Annotated in this window: 19 protein-coding genes, 1 tRNA gene and 1 pseudogene; 7 read left to right on the top strand and 14 right to left on the bottom strand. The window is 61.6% G+C overall.

Annotated elements, in window-relative coordinates:
* Window positions 1-7: 7 nt before the first annotated feature.
* The 3 genes from yajC to queA are packed head-to-tail and all read right to left on the bottom strand — an operon-like array spanning window position 8 to window position 2567.
* Window positions 8-343: a preprotein translocase subunit YajC gene (gene yajC, locus ACMGGN_RS01145; protein WP_008092587.1), complete on the bottom strand. Its 336-nt coding sequence runs from the start codon at window positions 341-343 to the stop codon at window positions 8-10.
* Window positions 344-387: 44 nt separating this feature from the next.
* Window positions 388-1503: a tRNA guanosine(34) transglycosylase Tgt gene (gene tgt, locus ACMGGN_RS01140; RefSeq protein WP_162144435.1), complete on the bottom strand. Its 1116-nt coding sequence runs from the start codon at window positions 1501-1503 to the stop codon at window positions 388-390.
* Between the two features lie 14 nt (window positions 1504-1517).
* A complete protein-coding gene (gene queA, locus ACMGGN_RS01135) occupies window positions 1518-2567 on the bottom strand; it encodes a tRNA preQ1(34) S-adenosylmethionine ribosyltransferase-isomerase QueA (RefSeq protein ID WP_039602792.1) in 1050 nt (349 codons plus the stop codon).
* A 108-nt stretch (window positions 2568-2675) separates the two neighbouring features.
* On the opposite strand from queA, the gene ACMGGN_RS01130 reads away from it, so the two are divergent.
* Window positions 2676-2760: transfer RNA gene (locus tag ACMGGN_RS01130), tRNA-Leu, on the top strand.
* Between the two features lie 116 nt (window positions 2761-2876).
* Here ACMGGN_RS01130 and ACMGGN_RS01125 read toward each other — a convergent pair.
* Window positions 2877-4208, bottom strand: a complete 1332-nt coding sequence (locus ACMGGN_RS01125; protein WP_174141569.1) for a Fic family protein — start codon at window positions 4206-4208, stop codon at window positions 2877-2879.
* Window positions 4209-4533: 325 nt separating this feature from the next.
* Here ACMGGN_RS01125 and ACMGGN_RS01120 point away from each other — a divergent pair, with 325 nt between their 5' ends.
* Together ACMGGN_RS01120 and ACMGGN_RS01115 are read left to right on the top strand one after the other, a co-directional pair.
* Window positions 4534-5181 carry a trypsin-like peptidase domain-containing protein gene (locus ACMGGN_RS01120; protein WP_042112114.1) on the top strand — a complete coding sequence of 216 codons (648 nt, stop codon included), beginning with the start codon at window positions 4534-4536 and terminating at the stop codon, window positions 5179-5181.
* 199 nt (window positions 5182-5380) lie between these two features.
* The gene (locus ACMGGN_RS01115) at window positions 5381-6304 is read left to right on the top strand and encodes a bestrophin family protein (protein WP_125923427.1); all 924 of its coding nucleotides are present in this window, start codon (window positions 5381-5383) and stop codon (window positions 6302-6304) included.
* Here the strand turns inward: ACMGGN_RS01115 and phnE are convergent.
* Genes phnE through ACMGGN_RS01095 form a run of 4 tightly spaced genes read right to left on the bottom strand, consistent with a single transcriptional unit; the run spans window position 6276 to window position 9506 of the window.
* Window positions 6276-7043, bottom strand: a complete 768-nt coding sequence (gene phnE, locus ACMGGN_RS01110; protein WP_204918842.1) for a phosphonate ABC transporter, permease protein PhnE — start codon at window positions 7041-7043, stop codon at window positions 6276-6278. The two genes, ACMGGN_RS01115 and phnE, sit on opposite strands and share 29 nt — an antisense overlap.
* Window positions 7040-7867 carry a PhnE/PtxC family ABC transporter permease gene (locus tag ACMGGN_RS01105; protein ID WP_115273913.1) on the bottom strand — a complete coding sequence of 276 codons (828 nt, stop codon included), beginning with the start codon at window positions 7865-7867 and terminating at the stop codon, window positions 7040-7042. The genes phnE and ACMGGN_RS01105 overlap by 4 nt, the downstream gene beginning before the upstream one ends.
* The gene (locus tag ACMGGN_RS01100; protein WP_115273912.1) at window positions 7861-8655 is read right to left on the bottom strand and encodes a phosphonate ABC transporter ATP-binding protein; all 795 of its coding nucleotides are present in this window, start codon (window positions 8653-8655) and stop codon (window positions 7861-7863) included. The genes ACMGGN_RS01105 and ACMGGN_RS01100 overlap by 7 nt, the downstream gene beginning before the upstream one ends.
* Complete coding sequence (locus ACMGGN_RS01095; RefSeq protein WP_115273911.1) at window positions 8652-9506, bottom strand: putative selenate ABC transporter substrate-binding protein; 855 nt, start codon at window positions 9504-9506, stop codon at window positions 8652-8654. The genes ACMGGN_RS01100 and ACMGGN_RS01095 overlap by 4 nt, the downstream gene beginning before the upstream one ends.
* A 123-nt stretch (window positions 9507-9629) precedes the next feature.
* Between ACMGGN_RS01095 and selD the strand changes: the two genes are divergently transcribed.
* Together selD and mnmH are read left to right on the top strand one after the other, a co-directional pair.
* A complete protein-coding gene (selD, locus tag ACMGGN_RS01090; RefSeq protein ID WP_115273910.1) occupies window positions 9630-10664 on the top strand; it encodes a selenide, water dikinase SelD in 1035 nt (344 codons plus the stop codon).
* Window positions 10664-11761 carry a tRNA 2-selenouridine(34) synthase MnmH gene (gene mnmH / locus ACMGGN_RS01085; protein ID WP_046784495.1) on the top strand — a complete coding sequence of 366 codons (1098 nt, stop codon included), beginning with the start codon at window positions 10664-10666 and terminating at the stop codon, window positions 11759-11761. The genes selD and mnmH overlap by 1 nt, the downstream gene beginning before the upstream one ends.
* A gap of 117 nt (window positions 11762-11878) precedes the next feature.
* Here the strand turns inward: mnmH and ACMGGN_RS01080 are convergent, their stop codons facing one another.
* From ACMGGN_RS01080 to ACMGGN_RS01055, 6 genes and pseudogenes are all read right to left on the bottom strand, one after another.
* Window positions 11879-12265, bottom strand: a complete 387-nt coding sequence (locus ACMGGN_RS01080) for a lysozyme inhibitor LprI family protein (RefSeq protein ID WP_125923424.1) — start codon at window positions 12263-12265, stop codon at window positions 11879-11881.
* Between the two features lie 19 nt (window positions 12266-12284).
* The gene (locus ACMGGN_RS01075) at window positions 12285-12824 is read right to left on the bottom strand and encodes a hypothetical protein (RefSeq protein ID WP_414156397.1); all 540 of its coding nucleotides are present in this window, start codon (window positions 12822-12824) and stop codon (window positions 12285-12287) included.
* Window positions 12821-13384: a GNAT family N-acetyltransferase gene (locus tag ACMGGN_RS01070; protein ID WP_012316174.1), complete on the bottom strand. Its 564-nt coding sequence runs from the start codon at window positions 13382-13384 to the stop codon at window positions 12821-12823. Before ACMGGN_RS01070 ends, ACMGGN_RS01075 begins: the two co-directional genes overlap by 4 nt.
* A 143-nt stretch (window positions 13385-13527) precedes the next feature.
* Window positions 13528-13779, bottom strand: coding sequence for a DUF3077 domain-containing protein (locus tag ACMGGN_RS01065; RefSeq protein WP_012316175.1), 252 nt, complete (start codon window positions 13777-13779; stop codon window positions 13528-13530).
* Window positions 13772-14026 carry a hypothetical protein gene (locus ACMGGN_RS01060; RefSeq protein WP_125923423.1) on the bottom strand — a complete coding sequence of 85 codons (255 nt, stop codon included), beginning with the start codon at window positions 14024-14026 and terminating at the stop codon, window positions 13772-13774. The genes ACMGGN_RS01065 and ACMGGN_RS01060 overlap by 8 nt, the downstream gene beginning before the upstream one ends.
* 456 nt (window positions 14027-14482) lie before the next feature.
* Window positions 14483-14578 (bottom strand): annotated as a pseudogene (locus tag ACMGGN_RS01055) (YkgJ family cysteine cluster protein); the annotation flags it as partial.
* Window positions 14579-14665: 87 nt separating this feature from the next.
* On the opposite strand from ACMGGN_RS01055, the gene tnpB reads away from it, so the two are divergent.
* Both tnpB and tnpC read left to right on the top strand, forming a co-directional pair.
* Window positions 14666-15025, top strand: a complete 360-nt coding sequence (gene tnpB, locus ACMGGN_RS01050) for an IS66 family insertion sequence element accessory protein TnpB (RefSeq protein ID WP_033697337.1) — start codon at window positions 14666-14668, stop codon at window positions 15023-15025.
* A gap of 18 nt (window positions 15026-15043) precedes the next feature.
* The gene (tnpC, locus tag ACMGGN_RS01045) at window positions 15044-16624 is read left to right on the top strand and encodes an IS66 family transposase (protein ID WP_414156366.1); all 1581 of its coding nucleotides are present in this window, start codon (window positions 15044-15046) and stop codon (window positions 16622-16624) included.
* The last annotated feature ends 12 nt before the right edge of the window (window positions 16625-16636 follow it).

The following is a 16636-nucleotide window of genomic DNA, read 5'->3' as shown; positions in this document are numbered from 1 at the left end:
CGGTAACTCAGATAGCCTTGAGCGTACCTTTTGGCAGGGTCGCGGCAATGGCGCCCTTCTGGAACTTCAGCTCGACAGTGTCGGACACTTCCAGAACCACGAAATCATCGGAAACCTTGACGATCTTGCCAGCGATGCCGCCGTTGGTGACAACTTCATCACCTTTTTGCAAGTTGCTCAGCAGGTTCTTCTGCTCTTTGGCACGCTTGGCCTGCGGGCGCCAGATCATCAGGTAGAAGATGACCAGGAAACCGACCAGGAAAATCCACTCAAAGCCGGTGCCGGCTGGGCCAGCGGCGGGTGCAGCAGCGTCCGCATAGGCGGCGGGGATCAAGAAGCTCATTAGGCACTCCAGTTGCTTAAGTTTTAATTAGATGGTGCGAACAATCAGTCCAAAGGCGGCACAGGCAGCCCGCGCTTGGCATAGAAGGCGTCGACGAAGGCGGCCAATTTACCCTGTTGAATAGCCTCGCGTAAACCGGCCATCAAGCGCTGGTAATGGCGCAAGTTGTGGATGGTATTCAGCATGCTGCTCAACATTTCGCCGCACTTGTCCAGGTGATGGAGATAAGCGCGGGAGAAGTTCGTGCAGGTGTAGCAATCACAGGTCGGATCCAGCGGCGAATCATCGTGGCGATGGAACGCGTTGCGGATCTTGATCACCCCTGTATCGACGAACAGATGGCCGTTGCGCGCGTTACGCGTCGGCATCACACAGTCGAACATGTCGACGCCGCGGCGCACACCCTCAACGAGATCTTCCGGTTTGCCTACCCCCATAAGGTAACGAGGTTTGTCAGCAGGCATCTGGGCCGGCAGGTAATCCAGCACCTTGATCATTTCGTGCTTGGGCTCGCCCACCGACAGGCCACCGATGGCCAGGCCATCGAAGTCGATATTGACCAGCGCTTCCAGCGAGCGCATGCGCAGGTCCTGGTACATGCCGCCCTGGACGATGCCGAACAGCGCCGCGGTGTTGTCCCCGTGGGCGTTCTTCGAGCGTTGCGCCCAACGCAGCGACAGCTCCATGGAGGTGCGCGCCACGTCGTGCTCTGCCGGGTACGGTGTGCACTCGTCGAAGATCATCACGATGTCCGAACCCAGGTCGCGCTGCACCTGCATGGACTCTTCCGGGCCCATGAACACCTTGGAGCCATCGACCGGGGAGGCGAAGGTCACGCCCTCCTCCTTGATCTTGCGCATGGCGCCCAGGCTGAACACCTGGAAACCACCCGAATCAGTCAGGATCGGGCCTTTCCACTGCATGAAATCGTGCAGGCCGTTGTGCTTCTTGATCACCTCGGTACCTGGGCGCAGCCACAGGTGGAAGGTGTTGCCAAGGATGATCTCGGCACCAATGGCCTCGATGTCACGCGGCAGCATGCCCTTGACCGTGCCATAGGTACCCACCGGCATGAACGCCGGGGTTTCGACCGTGCCACGGGGGAAGGTCAGGCGGCCACGACGGGCCTTGCCGTCGGTGGCCAGCAGTTCGAAGGACATTCGACAGGTGCGACTCATGCTTGATCCTCTGGGCCGCGTGGCGCCGGATTGCGGGTGATGAACATGGCATCACCGTAACTGAAGAAGCGGTACCCCTGCTCGACCGCCGCCGCGTAGGCAGCCATGGTCTCGGGGTAACCGGCGAATGCCGAGACCAGCATCAGCAGCGTGGACTCCGGCAGGTGGAAGTTGGTGACCAGGGCATCGACCACATGGAACGGCCGGCCTGGGTAGATGAAGATGTCGGTATCGCCGCTGAAGGCCTTGAGCACGCCATCGCGCGCAGCGCTTTCCAGCGAGCGTACGCTGGTGGTGCCAACCGCGACCACACGGCCTCCCCGGGCCCGGCAGGCCTCGATGGCATCGACCACATCCTGGCTCACTTCGAGCCACTCTTTATGCATGTGGTGGTCTTCGATCTTGTCGACCCGCACCGGCTGGAAGGTGCCAGCACCCACATGCAGGGTGACGAAGGCGCGCTCAACGCCCTTGGCGGCGATCTTGTCCAGCAGCGCCTGGTCGAAGTGAAGGCCAGCGGTTGGCGCGGCTACGGCACCTGCACGTTCGGCGTACACGGTCTGGTAGCGCTCACGGTCGGCGCCCTCGTCCGGGCGGTCGATGTAGGGCGGCAGCGGCATGTGCCCGACACGTTCGAGCAACGGCAGCACCTCTTCGGTGAAGCGCAGTTCGAACAGCGTGTCGTGGCGCGCAACCATTTCGGCCTCGCCACCGCCGTCGATAAGGATCACCGCGCCTTCTTTAGGCGCCTTGCTGGCACGCACATGGGCGAGCACGCGGTGGCTGTCGAGCACACGCTCGACCAGCACTTCCAGCTTGCCGCCGGAGGCTTTCTGGCCAAACAACCGCGCCGGGATCACCCGGGTGTTGTTGAACACCATCAGGTCGCCGGGGCGCAGGTAGTCGAGCAGATCGGTGAATTGCTTGTGCGCCAGCGCCCCGCTCGGCCCATCGAGGACCAGCAGTCGGCTGCCATGGCGCTCGGCCAGAGGGTGGCGGGCGATCAGGGAATCGGGGAGTTCGAAGGAAAAATCGGCGACGCGCATGATGATGTTCGGGTTCGGCAGGGCCGGGAAGTTTAGCCCAATGCGTGAAAATTGACCATGAAAGCCGATTGACCGACCTGAAGCACCTCTCTATACTGCGCGCCACACGCCCTGATGGCGGAATTGGTAGACGCGGCGGATTCAAAATCCGTTTTCGAAAGGAGTGGGAGTTCGAGTCTCCCTCGGGGCACCAAGATCCGGAAAAAACCGACCTTATGGTCGGTTTTTTTATGCCTGCCGTTTGACCAGAGGGCTCTCCCTACCATCTTGCAAAAACGGGGCGAGGGTTCAATAACCAGGCACGTGAAATCATGAGGGTCGCCCTGCCTTGATCCACTCAGTTACTTGCCTCATGGTCAGCCGATACCTGGCGCAGTTGTGCAGCGCCAGGATATCCAGTTCAGCCTGCAACAAAGGCTGAAACTGCCTTTTCTCGTCCTCTGAAAGAGGCAGCCCCGCTACCACTGAACCGGCTGTCAGCCTGTCACGTACGATGGCACCAATCGCCTCGTTCAACACCTCTCGATACTGCAGGCGAACAGGGTCGGGAACCCCCATTGCTTCAAGCATCACGCCATACTTGCTGATCGACCTGCGATAGACCCAGACAAACAGATCCGCCGCCATCGCCATGTCACGCTGCTCGTACACCCCCATCATCGCCAGAGCATAGTCCTGCGGGTTTACGTCAAGGAACGACAAAGGCGAGCAGTTGTAGAGCATCAGCGGTATGTTCGCCGCCAATCGACTTGTGCGTTTGTTGCCATCTTCGAACGGTTGCAGGTAGGCCAGGTTTATCCACAAGAAGAATGCCGCCTCGATGGGATTCTTGATCTGACGCGCCTTGTCGAGTATCAACTCGAACATCTCTTCCAGCAGTGAGGGCACCTGGGTTGGGAAATAGGTCGTACCGCTGATGTTCACTACTGTCTGGCGAATACTGCCCAGGGCATTGCTGTCTGCCAGCAGATCCTGCATCAGCAAGCCATGCAAGTTGCGGATCACGGCTGAGTTGAGCCCGTATTCCGGCACTGCATCGACCATGAATTCGATGGCCGCCTTGTGATTGAGCAACATGACCGCATCCAGATCCCCCTGCGTCACACCACTTTCGAACAGCCTCTGGGTGTCGTGCAGCGTATAGCGGTTGCCTTCCAAGCGTGACGAGGACCATGACAGGTCAATCAACAAAGGTTCGAGTACTTTGCGCGCGTAGGTGCCGGCTGGCTGCTGCCCCCTCATCCGCCCTTCAGCCTCGAGTACAACCGTCAAGCTGGGTGACAGCCAGGCAGTCTGGTTCGGCTGGTAGCTGTCTACAAGGTCGCGGTGATAGGTGACGACTTCGCGCATTGCCAATGGACGAGTCAAAGACTTGCGCAGGGCGAGACTCGCAGGCGACCAAGGCAGCTCAGCAGAAAGAGGCTGCGCAGGCGCACTATCTGGTAATTGGGCAACTGCTGTGACCAGGCGATAACGCGTGATGCGTCCGTCCTTCTCCCGCTGAACCTGACCTGCCTCCAACAACGCATCGAGGTGACGCTTGACTGTGGACCAACTCGCATCGAGACGCTCGGCGATCTCGCGCGATCTTAGGCTCTGATCGTTCTGAAGCACTCTCAGAATCTTGTTTGGCAATGTCATGGCGTCTCCGGATATAGCTCAATGCAGCTCAATGCAGCTCAATGCAGCTCAATGCAGCTCAATGCAGCTCAATGAGCTGTGGCCAGTTCACCCATCAATGCAAGCCCTTTTCAGCCTGCCGATTTTGACGCCACCCCAATGGCCACAGGCCCTCCAGCCATGTCTGGAATCTATTGGCTAGCACCGTCACCCCCACCTAAGATGTCATTCGTCGGATATACACAGAAAGTATTGATAGCGTAATAGCACTTAGCCATAGTCGCGCTCCCATTTCTCAATACCCGTGCAAATCATGAAATCAACTGTGCCCTGCCTGGCAGCAATGATGCTGCTCAGTGGGTGCAATGGAGTGCCAACGTCCTACGTGTCAGACCCCGTCTACGATCAGGCTTTCGTGGTCACCTCCGGTGCACCGCTGCCGATGTTGCTGATGGCCACTGCCATCCAGTGGAACGAAGACTATGCGGTAACCGCCAAGCACACCCCCTTCCTGCGCAACGTGGTTCATGAAGGCCTGGGTGATGTGGTGTTCTTCAAGCACAAGGCTGCCCGGGTGCCGCTCTGGCGCCAGTATGTGCCGGGCGAGTCCGTGACAGCGGTCGGCTTCAACAGCCTGATGATGCCGGTGCAGGGCAAAGGCCAAACCCTGGCTTCACTGGTACGCCTGGAAGGCACGCCAGGCAGCGTGTTCTATTCGGTGCACGATGGCCCGATGGTCAAAGGCATGTCCGGTGGCCCGGTGTTCGCCGATGACGGCAAGGTCGTTGGGATCAATGTCGCGTTCATCGCCAAAGATGAAATCGATGCGCGCAACCGCCCGGACCTTGCCGACAAAGAACGTATCAGCGTGTTCATGTCGTTTAGCGAAATCGACAAGGAATGGCGCAGGTTCCAGTATCTGGCCAATAAAACGAAGCCCAAGGCCGCGCCTGCCGCAGTCAAGGGGTATGTCGTGGTCGCCGCCAAGCCTTGAATTGAACCTGAGCTCAGGCACAGCGCTGAGCCTGGCATATGATGAGGCCAGCACGACTCATGCAAAGGGACCTGCCATGGCAGGCGCCGGATGGCAAAAGGGTCGCGTTGGCGGAATCAAAACTTCTTGCAACATCCACCACCGAACCTTATTCGACCCTCGACGTCCGATCCTGCATCCCCCTGTCGAGGTTCCCCGCGTGAAAGAAATCATCGCCCGCAAGTATCGCCTGGTGGTGAAGACCTTCGGCTACATCGGCTGGTCGCTGTTCTGGCTGCTGATCTGGGACGTGCTGGTCACCATCGATTTCATGCTGTTCCTCAACAGCAAGTTCACCCTGCCGCTGATCCCGCTGACATTGCTGGGTTCGGCGCTGGTGGTGCTGGTGAGTTTTCGTAACAGCAGCGCCTACAACCGCTGGTGGGAGGCGCGCACCTTGTGGGGCGCGCTGGTGAACAGTTCACGCAGCTTCGCTCGGCAGACGCTGACGCTGATCGACGACCCGGATGACGGCTTGAACCCGGTCAAGGCCACCTTGTTGCGCCGGCATATCGCCTATGTGAATTGCCTGGCGGCGCACCTCAAAGGCCAAGCCTGCCCCGACGAACTGATGGCGTTCATCCCGCCCGGGGAGTTCGAGCGGCGCAACCGTTCGAACAATTTCGCCAACGATATCCTCAGCGGTTCGGCAGCCCTGCTCGCCCGCGAATACAAGGCCGGGCGGCTGGACAGCATTCGCCTGGCGCGGCTGGAGTCGACGCTGGTGGACCTGTCCAACGCCCAAGGCGGCATGGAACGTATCGCCAATACACCACTGCCCTACCCTTACGTGTACTTTCCGCGGCTGTTCATCTCGTTGTTCTGCCTGATCGTGCCCGTGGGCCTGGTCGAATCGCTGGGCTGGTTCACGCCACTGGCGTCTACCGTGGTCGGGTTCATGCTGCTAGCCATCGAGCGGATCGGCACCGACCTGCAAAGCCCGTTCCGCTTCAGTGAACACCAGATCCAGATGGACACCATTTGCGAGACCATCGAGCGCAACCTGGAGTCGATGCAGCGTGAAGCGCAGTGCGGGGAGTTAGGGGCTGATGCATTCAGGCCCGCACATAGCGCTGGCGCATGACATCACTGAACACGTCCACCAACAGTACCAGCACCAGCATGGCCAAGATCACCGTGCTGGCCTGGGCCTCCTGGAACAGGCTCAGGGTGGTATAGAGCATCTGCCCCAGCCCCCCTGCGCCAACGAGCCCAAGCACACTGGCCATCCGGATGTTGTTTTCCCAGCGGTACAAGCTGTAGGCCAGCAACTGCGGCCACAGGTTGGGCAAGGTGCCGAAGCAGAACGCCGCCAGTTGCCCGCCACCTTGCAGGCGGATCGCCGCCGCTGGCTCGGCCGGGGTATTTTCCAGCGCCTCGGCGTACAACCGGCCAAGCACACCTGCCGTATGCAGTGCCAACGCGAGCGTCCCGGCGTTGGGGCCAAGCCCTGCCGCCAGCACCATCAACGCGGCCCACACCAGCTCGGGAATGGCACGCAGGGCATTGAGCAGCAGGCGCGCCGCAGCCTGCAGCGGCCAACCGAAACGCCCCGCTGCGGGTAATGCCAGCAGCATGCCCAGCACCATTGCCAGCAGCGTACCCAGCCCGGACATGGCAAGGGTTTCCAGGGCACCGCGCCCCACCGCTTGCAGGTGTTCGGCGGTAACGTCCGGATGCAGAAAACGCCCGGCATACTCGGCCATCTGCCCCAGCCCGCCGTTACCCACCAGCGCCTGCAGGTCCAGGTCCAGATAGCTGAACGAGGCGATTACCGCAGCAACCAGGGCAGCCATCACCAGCAGATTGATCACCCGGTTCATGCCAAGCGTCCCCGCAAGAAGCGGCTGAGCAGGTCCGCCAGCAGCACCAGGCCAAAGAAGGCGAGCAGCATGCTTGCCACCTCACCGCCTGCGAACATGCGCATCGACAGGTCGATCTGCTGCCCCAAGCCCCCGGCACCAACGAAACCCATCACCACCGAGGCGCGCACCGCGCACTCCCAGCGGTAGACGGTGTACGACACAAGCTCCGTGCCGGCACTGGGCAGGATGCCGTAGAAGAACGCCGTTAGCCGGCCACTGCCCGCTTGCAGCAGGGCATGCGCCGGGCGCTGGTCGACCGATTCGAAAATTTCGGCATAGACCTTGCCGAGCATGCCGCTGTAGGTGATGGCGATGGCCAGCACCCCCGCCGTCGGCCCCAGCCCTACCGCACGCACGAACAGCAACGCCCAGACGATCTCGGGCACACTGCGCAGGAAAATCAACAGCCCGCGCACCGGCATCCTTAGCAGGCGGGACCAGGCGCCGGAACGGCCACCACGAGAGGCTGCGCGCAACGACAAGGCCCGGCTGGCCAGCAGGCTCGCCGGGACCGCCAGCAGCAGCGCCAGTACCATGCCGGCAGTGGCTACAGCCAAAGTCTGCAGGGTCGCCTCATACAGCAGTTCGAGAAATTCGCCACCATGCGCCGGCGGCCAGAAGGCGCTGGTGAAGCTGGCAATCTGCTGGCGGTTTTCCGCTTGCAGCAGCACGCCCGGGTTCAGCTCGCTCAACTGCGCCCCTGGCCACAGCAGGGCCAGCGCAACCAGGGCGACCAACAGGCGCGGCACAAACGCCGGATCGCGGGCGCTGGCCTTCAGCATCGCGGAATCTGCACAGCCAGGGTCGGGGCCTGGGGCAGTGGCGACCCCAACTGCTCGTTGGCGTAGAGCGCATCGAGCATCTGCTCGGTCACAGCCTCGGCAGAGCAGTCGAACGCCACCCGGCCCTCACGAATGCCGATAACCCGCGGGAAATGTGCCAAGGCCAGGTCCACTGCATGCAGGCTGGCTACCAGCGTCACGCCGTAGGCTTGGGCATGGCGGTTGAGCAGGGCCAGGCTGTGTTCGGCCAGCACGGGGTCCATTGCTGAAACCGGTTCATCGGTCAGCAGTACCTCGGGCCGCTGATACAACGCGCGGGCGATGCCGACGCGCTGCAACTGGCCGCCGGAAAGCTGCCCGCACTGGACGAACAGCTTTTCCGCCAGGCCCAGCTCGGCCAGCACCTGGCGTGCGCCCTGCACATCGGTGGGGTACACCAGGTTGAGCAACGAACGCAGCGTACCCCACTGGCCCAGACGGCCGGCCAGCACAGCAGTCACCACCCGCTGGCGAGGCGGCAGGGGCGGTGCCTGATGTACCAGGCCGACCCTGGCGCGCAGACGCTGGCGAGCCTTTGCCGACAACGCCCAGGGCTGCTCACCCAACACGTCCAGGCGCCCTGCGCTGGGCTGTACGGCAGTGGCCATCAGGTGCAGGAGGCTGGATTTGCCAGCCCCCGAAGGGCCGATGATCGCGACCCGCTCACCTTGGGTGATACGCAAAGAGACGGAGTCGAGCGCGCGAACCTGGCCGTGGCGCAGGCCCGCGTCGAGCAGCGTGATAGTCACTTGAGCAGGCCGGCCTCACGTGCCGCCTGCTCGGTGCCCTGATAGTTCTCAGGCTTGGTTTCGATGAAACGGCTGGCGGCCTGCAGGTCGAGGATCTTCTTGTGTTCCGGGTTCGAAGGGTCCAGGGCGAGGAAGGCTTGCTTGATCTTCTCTTTGAGCGCCGGGTCCATGTTGCCGCGCACGGTCCAGTTGTAGTCATAGTAGGTCGGGGTGGTGGCAAACACCTTGACCTTGCTGGTATCGACCTTGCCAGCGTCGACCAGCTTCTGCCAGACGCTGGCGTTGAGCACGCCACCATCGACCTTGCCGGCCTGGACCCAGGCCACCGTTGCGTCGTGGGCGCCGGAATAGGCCACGCGGCTGAAGTAGCCCTCAGGCTTGATGTTGTCTTCCTTGAGCATGAAGTAGCGCGGCATCAGGCTGCCAGAGGTGGACGAAATCGAACCGAAGGCGAAGGACTTGCCCTTGAGGTCGGCCAGGCTCTTTACATCCGGGTTGGCGGTGATGAACTTGGAGGTGAACTGGGCGTCCTGCTCACGCTGCACCAACGGTGTGGCGGTCGGGTCTTTGAGGTGTACCTGAACGAAGGTGAAACCACCCAGCCAGGCCAGATCCAGGCGGTCGCTGGCCAGCGATTCAACCACTGCCGGGTAGTCGGCCACCGGCACGAACTTCACCTGCATGCCCAGTTGCTGGGACAGGTATTTGCCCAGCGGCTCGAATTTGCGCAGCAGTTCGGTTGGCGCTTCGTCGGGGATGGCACTGACCCGCAAGGTATCAGCGGCCTGGGCGACAACGGCACAGCAGGACAGCACGAGGCCGGCGGCGAGCGCCAGAGGGCGTTTGAGCATGGGATTCTCCGGTTCAATAGCGGGGAAAGTGTCGGCGATAGGCAGACGGTGATGGATTATAAGTGGCACAGACGCAAAGGCCAGCTTTGCTACAATCGCGCATCACGAAAAATGAGGTGCGTAATGAGCGAGCCGATTCGCCTGACCCAGTACAGCCATGGTGCTGGCTGTGGCTGCAAGATCTCCCCCAAGGTGCTGGATGTGATCCTGGCCGAAAGTGGCGCCCAGGCCCTGGACCCGAACCTGTGGGTCGGCAACGCCTCGCGCGATGACGCCGCCGTGTACGCCCTGGACGATGAGCGCGGCGTGGTGTCCACCACCGACTTCTTCATGCCCATCGTCGATGACCCCTACGACTTCGGCCGCATCGCCGCCACCAACGCCATCAGCGACATCTACGCCATGGGCGGCGACCCGCTGATGGCCATCGCCATCCTCGGCTGGCCGGTCAACGTACTGCCACCAGAAGTGGCCCGTGAAGTGATCCGCGGTGGCCGCGCCGTGTGCGCCGAAGCCGGCATCCCACTGGCCGGCGGGCACTCGATCGATGCCCCCGAGCCGATCTTCGGCCTGGCCGTCACCGGCGTGGTCAGCAAGCGCCACCTCAAGCGCAATGACACCGCGACAGTGGGTTGCCGCCTGTACCTGACCAAGCCATTGGGCATCGGCATCCTCACCACCGCCGAGAAAAAGGCCAAGCTGCGTGAGCAGGACCAAGGCCTGGCCCGTGACTGGATGTGCACCCTCAACACCCCCGGCAGCCGCTTTGGCAAGCTCGACGGGGTCAAGGCGATGACCGACGTGACCGGTTTCGGCCTGCTCGGCCACCTGGTCGAGCTGGCCGAGGGCAGCGGGCTGACCGCGCACCTGGACTACGCGGCCGTCCCGCGGCTGCCGAGCATCGAGCACTACATGGCCGAGGGCTGCATCCCCGGCGGTACCCTGCGCAACTTCGACAGCTACGGGCACAAGATCGGCGCGCTGACCGACGATCAGAAGCACCTGCTGTGCGACCCGCAGACCAGCGGCGGCCTGCTGGTGGCGGTCACCCCCGAAGGTGAGCAGGCGTTCCTTGCCGTTGCCGCCGACCTTGGCCTGGACCTTGCGCCGATCGGCCTGCTGGCCGAGCGACAGAGCCACGCAGTCGAGGTGAACTGATGCGCCACGACTGCACCGACTTTCGCCAGCTGTTCCTCGACGACGTGCCGATGATGGACATGCGTGCGCCCGTCGAATTTGCCAAGGGCGCCTTCCCTGGCGTCGTCAACCTGCCGCTGATGACCGACCAGGAGCGGCAAAAGGTCGGTACCTGCTACAAGCAGCAGGGCCAGGCCGCAGCCATCACCCTTGGCCACCAACTGGTCAGCGGCACCATCAAGCGCGAGCGCCTGCATGCCTGGGCCAGCTTTGCCAAGGCCCACCCTGATGGATACCTGTACTGCGCCCGCGGCGGCCTGCGCTCGCTGATCGTCCAGCAGTGGCTGCGCGACGAAGCGGGCATCGCCTACCCGCGTATCAAGGGTGGCTATAAAGCCCTGCGCACTTTCCTGCTGGATACAACCCAGCAGGCCGTGGAGCAATGCGATTTCGTTTTGGTCGGCGGCCTCACCGGCACCGGCAAGACCGATGTGCTGCACCAACTGAACAACGTGATCGACCTTGAAGGCCATGCCAACCACCGCGGTTCGAGCTTCGGCAAACGCGCCACCGCACAGCCGGCGCAGATCGACTTCGAGAACAAGCTGGCCATCGACGTGCTGAAGAAACGCGCACGTGGTATCGAGCAGTTCGTGCTGGAGGACGAGGGCCGTATTGTCGGCAGCTGCACCGTGCCGCTGGAGCTGTACCAGGGCATGCAGCAATACCCGCTGGTGTGGCTGGAAGACAGCTTCGAAAACCGTGTCGAACGCATTCTGCGTGACTACGTGGTCAACCTGTGCGCCGAGTTCGTCGCGCTACATGGCGAAGAACTCGGGCGCCGGCTGTTCACTGAGCGCCTGCTGCAGAGCATGAGCAACATTCACAAGCGCCTGGGTGGCGAGCGCTACCAGCGCCTGTCCGAGATCATGCGCCTGGCGCTGGATGAGCAGCAGCGCAGCGGTGGCATCGATCTGCACCGGGGGTGGATCGAGGGCTTGCTGAAGGAATACTACGACCCGATGTATGCCTACCAGCGTGATGCCAAGGCGGACCGGGTGGAGTTTGCAGGGGATGCTGTGCAGGTGCGCGAGTACCTCAAGGCTCGCAAGCGCTAGGGGCCGCTTGCGGCCCATCGCCGGCAAGCCAGCTCCTACAGGGGCCGCGCAGTTCTTGAGTTCTGCGCTGTACCTGTGGGAGCTGGCTTGCCAGCGATGGCGCCCGCACAGGCAACATCACTGCCCAGGGCTGAGCACCCGCTCCAGCTCTGCCGCCCGCTCGCGGGTCATGTCCAGCCCACACATCCCGCCTTCGAGCTGGGCCATCGTCCCGCCGCTGGCTTGCACGTGGAACTTGCAGTTGCCATCACGGTAAGCGATCCACTGGCGCTGAACATCGCGCAAGCTCTTCTTCGGCTCCGCTTCGAGCTTGCCCATCAGTTGCTTGTAAACCCGGTTCAACCGCGCATCCTGCAGCTGGGTTTCGGCCTGGATGCAACTGCTCATGGCCAGCGTACTGGAAGCCTTGTCCATGCACTGGGTATAGCTCGGCGAGTTGTCCTCGGCCATTGCCACAGGCATGCAACATGCCAAGGCCAACCCCATCAGATACTGCTTGCTCATCGCCATCTCCTGGTCCATATCAAAACGCCTGCGGCTGCTCCGCAGGCATCAGTACCTTGCCGGGCACAAAGCGCAGCGACGGCATTTGCGTGGCGGCATACAACGCCAGCGCCAGTGCCGCGATCAGCGCCACGTCGAGCCAGCGCCAGCCCGGCATGTCCTGTGCACTGCGCGCCTTCCAGACATGCCATGCCTGCCCTGCGCAGAACACCACGATAGACGCCAGCCAAAAGTAAAAACCGGCACCAAAGCCCGTACGGTCCTGAAACGCGTAGCTGATGTTATCCGGCAGCCGTTCGATGCCAAAGCTGCTGGCCGCCAGGTACAACGCAGCCAACCCGGCTAGCAGCGCCAGGCGGCGGAAACGCCGGTGGGCAAGGACTGCGATTGCCAGCAGCGGGTTGGCAAACCACTGAAACAGCCCGAACGGAACGCCCCATGGCCCGTACAGCAACATCTGCAAGGCCGGCATGTGCCTGCCGGCGCTCATCAGCGCGCCATCGAAACACAGGCCGAGCAAATACAGGGCAAGGCTGAAGGTGAGGTAAAAAGCCGTCATGCAACGGGTGGCTCGAGCAACAAGCCGTAGATGCCCGAGTCGGACAACTCACCCGCCACGCACCAGCGTGCGCGCAACGTGCCTTCAAGGACGAAGCCCTGGCGCTCCAGCGTACGTGCCGAGCCATTGTTGCGCGGGTCGATCTCGGCCTCCAGGCGGCGCATGTGCAGGGTATGGGCGAGGTAGTCGATGAAGCAGGTCAGTGCCTCGTCCATGTAGCCCCTGCCCTGCACTGCGCTGGCCAGGCAATAGCCGATCTCGCCACGGCGTGAGGTGTCATCGATGTTGAACAGCTGGACCATGCCGATCAGTTCGCCAGTGTCACGGCGGTACATGCCCAGCTTGAGCTGGTCACCATTGGCATAGGCCTCGCGGTCGGCAGCCAGGGCGCTTTGTGCCTCGGCCAGGTCTTGCCAGGGGGCATGGTGCCAATAGCGCATGACCTCGGGGTCGGCCATGATCGTCAGCCATTGCTGGGCATCGGCGTGGCGCATCGGGCGCAACTGCAGGCGCGGGCTGTCGAGGCAGAGGTCGGTGGGGAAACTTCGGGGTGGGGTCACGCCGCATCTCCTGTCCATTGCTGGGGAAATGACAGTTTAACGTCATGTGGGAGGGCTGGGGCATGCCTGGTGTTTCAGGGGGTATTGAAGACTGAGCGCCGCGCGGGCGGCGCTCGATCTCAAATGCGCTGGGCGAACACGCTTCAGGCCCCGCGGTTCAAGCCCATTTCCATGTCATTGATCAGCGCCTTGGCCATGGCACTTAGAATGCGCGCGGCGCTGCCGGCAACGAGGTTGCCCTCCATCTCGGCTTCCTCACTCAAGTGCCGAATGCACCCAAGCAGAACGGAAAGTTCGTCAAACGCGTGATCGAGCGGCACTCCCGGCTGGATGGCATACAGATCGAGAAACGTCTCTTGGCCAACCGTGGTTCGCGCTTTCAGGTCATCACTCATGCGCCCTCTCCAACGTGCTCATATGGCCGAAAAGGGCCCGCAGGAGCTCGGTGTGGATGCCCATGTTATCCAGCACCACCTTGCGTTGGTCTTCGCCCACGGTGCTGAGGTACAGCTCGATGGTGCGCGAAAGGCTGTCCATTAGCGCGGCGGCATGGGCCTTGGCGTCTTCAAGGGAAAGGTCGGCGATTATCGAGATGTAGGGAATGGGGAAGCTGTCGGGTGGATCGGGTACGATTTTTTTCATGGTGAACTCCAATGACATTTCTAGGAGCAACCACCCTGGTCCTTCTCACAGATTGGGGTGGCAGCCGTGCGCGAGGTGAGAAGCCCGTGTTGGAGTCACCACGGTCAGGCCTAAGCCTGCACGCGCACAGCTGCCATAAAAACGGCCGACTACCAACAACGAGTTCTCACACTCGCTCGCCATATGGACGAACCGTGAAGTTATCGCTGTAGTCCTTCCCCGCCTATCAGGCGGCATCCGACACGCATCGTAGGATAATTCGCCAAGCCCGTCTTTCTGAAGCATTTGGTTTCAGGTTCAGAAACTTCTTACACATGACTGGCGATGCGATTGTTGTAGTCGCGAAAGGGCCGCAAAGCGGCCCCAGCGATACCTGTGGCGACGCTAAAATCCTGAGGGCGCTTCGCACCCTTTCGCGACACAAGGCCGCTCCTACGATGACCGTGTCGGCGGTGGTCAAGCCACTTCAGCCCCGTCATCCGGCCAATGCGGCTCGTTGGCCCCCGGTGGCGTCAGCGGCGGCAAACCATAAGCAGCACGTGCATCGTCGCAACGTATCCGCTCCATGAAGCCCACATTCCAAGCGACTACCTGATGCCCGATGCTGCGCTCCCGATTTCTTTCTGGAGCCCGCCCGCCATGATGCGACCCGACAGCAAAGTCGAAAAGGTTTACCTCTATCCCAAGCCCGTAGACTTCCGAAAGTCCATCGACGGCCTCACCGCGCTGGTCGAGTTGGATATCAAGGTCGCCGTGTTCGACCCCGTACTGTTCGTTTTCCTCAATAAAGCTCGCAATCGCATCAAGGTGTTGTATTGGGAGCGCAACGGCTTCTGTCTTTGGCTCAAACGCCTCGAAGCCGAACGTTTCAAAACCTCCCCCGACGCCAGCGACGAAGCGATTGTCCTGACCGTCCAAGAACTGAACTGGCTACTCGACGGTTTCGACCTCTGGCGCAACCGTCCGCATCAGGTTCTGACGCCCCGTTTCGTCGCCTGACCCGGTATAATCCGGGCCATGATTTCAGTGCCCGACAACCTCCCGGATGACCCTGTTCTGCTCAAGCAAATGCTGCTTGAGAGTTACGCTGCTCGTGCGTGTGAGCAATCGGCTGCCCGTGTGCGCGAGCAGGAGGTCAAGGAGGCTTATACGACACACATCGACGACCTGAAAGAGCAGATCAAGTTATGGCGTGACCGTTTCTTTGGCCGTAAGTCTGAGCAAACTGTCGATCCCAACACGCCGCAACTGGCGATGTTCAACGAACCCGAAAGCGACCCGCTACTGGCGGTGGTTGACGATGCCGACGAAGAAGTCGTTGCGCCTGCCAAACGTCGCGGCAAACGCAAACCACTGTCGGCCGATCTGCCTCGGGTCGAAGTCATCCACGACCTGCCCGAGCACGAACTGACCTGCGCCTGTGGTTGCCGCAAGCATGTCATTGGCGAGGAAACCAGCGAGCAGCTCGACATCGTGCCGATGCAGATCCGCGTACTCAAACACGTGCGCAAGGTTTACGGGTGCCGGGGCTGCGAAACCGCGCCGGTTACCGCTGACAAGCCAGCCCAGTTGATCGAAAAGAGCATGGCCAGCCCCAGCGTGCTGGCCATGCTGCTGACCACCAAGTATGTCGATGGTCTGCCGCTACACCGTTTTGAAAGCGTACTGTCCCGGCATGGCATCGAAATCCCCCGGCAAACCTTGGCCCGCTGGGTAATCCAGTGCAGCGAACACTTCCAGCCGCTGCTGAATCTGATGCGTGAGCGGTTGTTGGAAAGCCCGGTGATTCACTGCGATGAAACGCGGGTGCAGGTGCTCAAGGAACCGGATCGCGACCCGACCAGCCAGTCCTGGATGTGGGTGCAGGCCAGCGGGCCACCTGATCGACAAGTCGTGTTGTTCGACTACACCACCAGCCGTGCGCAGGAGATACCGTTGCGCCTGCTGGAGGGCTATCGCGGTTATGTCATGACCGATGATTACGCCGGTTACAACGCGTTGGCATTACAGCCCGGTGTCGAACGGTTGGCGTGCATGGTTCATGCACGCCGCAAGTTTGTCGAGGCGCAAAAGATGCAGCCCAAAGGCAAGACGGGACGTGCCGATGTGGCGCTGGCGATGATCAACAAGCTGTATGGCATCGAGCGTGAACTCAAGGATGTCAGCGATGAGCAGCGGTTCATCGGTCGCCAGGAACGAAGCCTGCCGATCCTCGGCCAATTGAAAAGCTGGCTGGACAAGACGTACTCCCAGGTCACACCGCAAAGTGTGCTGGGCAAGGCCGTGCACTATCTGGCTAACAACTGGAGTCGGTTGGAACGCTATGTCGAGGCCGGCCATTTGCCGATCGACAACAACCTTGCGGAGCGTGCGATCAAGCCATTTGTCATCGGGCGCAAGGCTTGGCTGTTCAGCGACACCGTGAACGGCGCCAGTGCCAGCGCAAAGATCTACAGCTTGGTTGAGACCGCCAAGGTCAACGGCCAGGAGCCCTATACGTGGCTGCGCCACGTACTTGAGCACCTGCCGTATGCATCGTCGGTGGCCGACTACGAAGCTCTTCTGCCGTGGAACTGCTCGCCAGAGATGCCACGGTAACCTGCTGCCCCA

Source organism: Pseudomonas sp. BNK-30, from assembly GCF_047456185.1.
Lineage (GTDB): Bacteria > Pseudomonadota > Gammaproteobacteria > Pseudomonadales > Pseudomonadaceae > Aquipseudomonas > Aquipseudomonas putida_E.
The sequence above is the reverse complement of the archived record's forward strand: the minus strand, read 5'-3'. Positions and strand labels throughout refer to the sequence as shown.

What these genes read in the sequence shown, in the direction of transcription:
- yajC (WP_008092587.1), bottom strand. Translation starts at nt 343, where the DNA reads ATGAGCTTCTTGATCCCCGCCGCCTATGCGGACGCTGCTGCACCCGCC.
- tgt (WP_162144435.1), bottom strand. Translation starts at nt 1,503, where the DNA reads ATGTCCTTCGAACTGCTGGCCACCGACGGCAAGGCCCGTCGTGGCCGC.
- queA (WP_039602792.1), bottom strand. Translation starts at nt 2,567, where the DNA reads ATGCGCGTCGCCGATTTTTCCTTCGAACTCCCCGATTCCCTGATCGCC.
- ACMGGN_RS01125 (WP_174141569.1), bottom strand. Translation starts at nt 4,208, where the DNA reads ATGACATTGCCAAACAAGATTCTGAGAGTGCTTCAGAACGATCAGAGC.
- ACMGGN_RS01120 (WP_042112114.1), top strand. Translation starts at nt 4,534, where the DNA reads ATGCTGCTCAGTGGGTGCAATGGAGTGCCAACGTCCTACGTGTCAGAC.
- phnE (WP_204918842.1), bottom strand. Translation starts at nt 7,043, where the DNA reads ATGAACCGGGTGATCAATCTGCTGGTGATGGCTGCCCTGGTTGCTGCG.
- ACMGGN_RS01105 (WP_115273913.1), bottom strand. Translation starts at nt 7,867, where the DNA reads ATGCTGAAGGCCAGCGCCCGCGATCCGGCGTTTGTGCCGCGCCTGTTG.
- ACMGGN_RS01095 (WP_115273911.1), bottom strand. Translation starts at nt 9,506, where the DNA reads ATGCTCAAACGCCCTCTGGCGCTCGCCGCCGGCCTCGTGCTGTCCTGC.
- selD (WP_115273910.1), top strand. Translation starts at nt 9,630, where the DNA reads ATGAGCGAGCCGATTCGCCTGACCCAGTACAGCCATGGTGCTGGCTGT.
- mnmH (WP_046784495.1), top strand. Translation starts at nt 10,664, where the DNA reads ATGCGCCACGACTGCACCGACTTTCGCCAGCTGTTCCTCGACGACGTG.
- ACMGGN_RS01080 (WP_125923424.1), bottom strand. Translation starts at nt 12,265, where the DNA reads ATGAGCAAGCAGTATCTGATGGGGTTGGCCTTGGCATGTTGCATGCCT.
- ACMGGN_RS01075 (WP_414156397.1), bottom strand. Translation starts at nt 12,824, where the DNA reads ATGACGGCTTTTTACCTCACCTTCAGCCTTGCCCTGTATTTGCTCGGC.
- ACMGGN_RS01065 (WP_012316175.1), bottom strand. Translation starts at nt 13,779, where the DNA reads ATGAGTGATGACCTGAAAGCGCGAACCACGGTTGGCCAAGAGACGTTT.
- ACMGGN_RS01060 (WP_125923423.1), bottom strand. Translation starts at nt 14,026, where the DNA reads ATGAAAAAAATCGTACCCGATCCACCCGACAGCTTCCCCATTCCCTAC.
- tnpB (WP_033697337.1), top strand. Translation starts at nt 14,666, where the DNA reads ATGATGCGACCCGACAGCAAAGTCGAAAAGGTTTACCTCTATCCCAAG.
- tnpC (WP_414156366.1), top strand. Translation starts at nt 15,044, where the DNA reads ATGATTTCAGTGCCCGACAACCTCCCGGATGACCCTGTTCTGCTCAAG.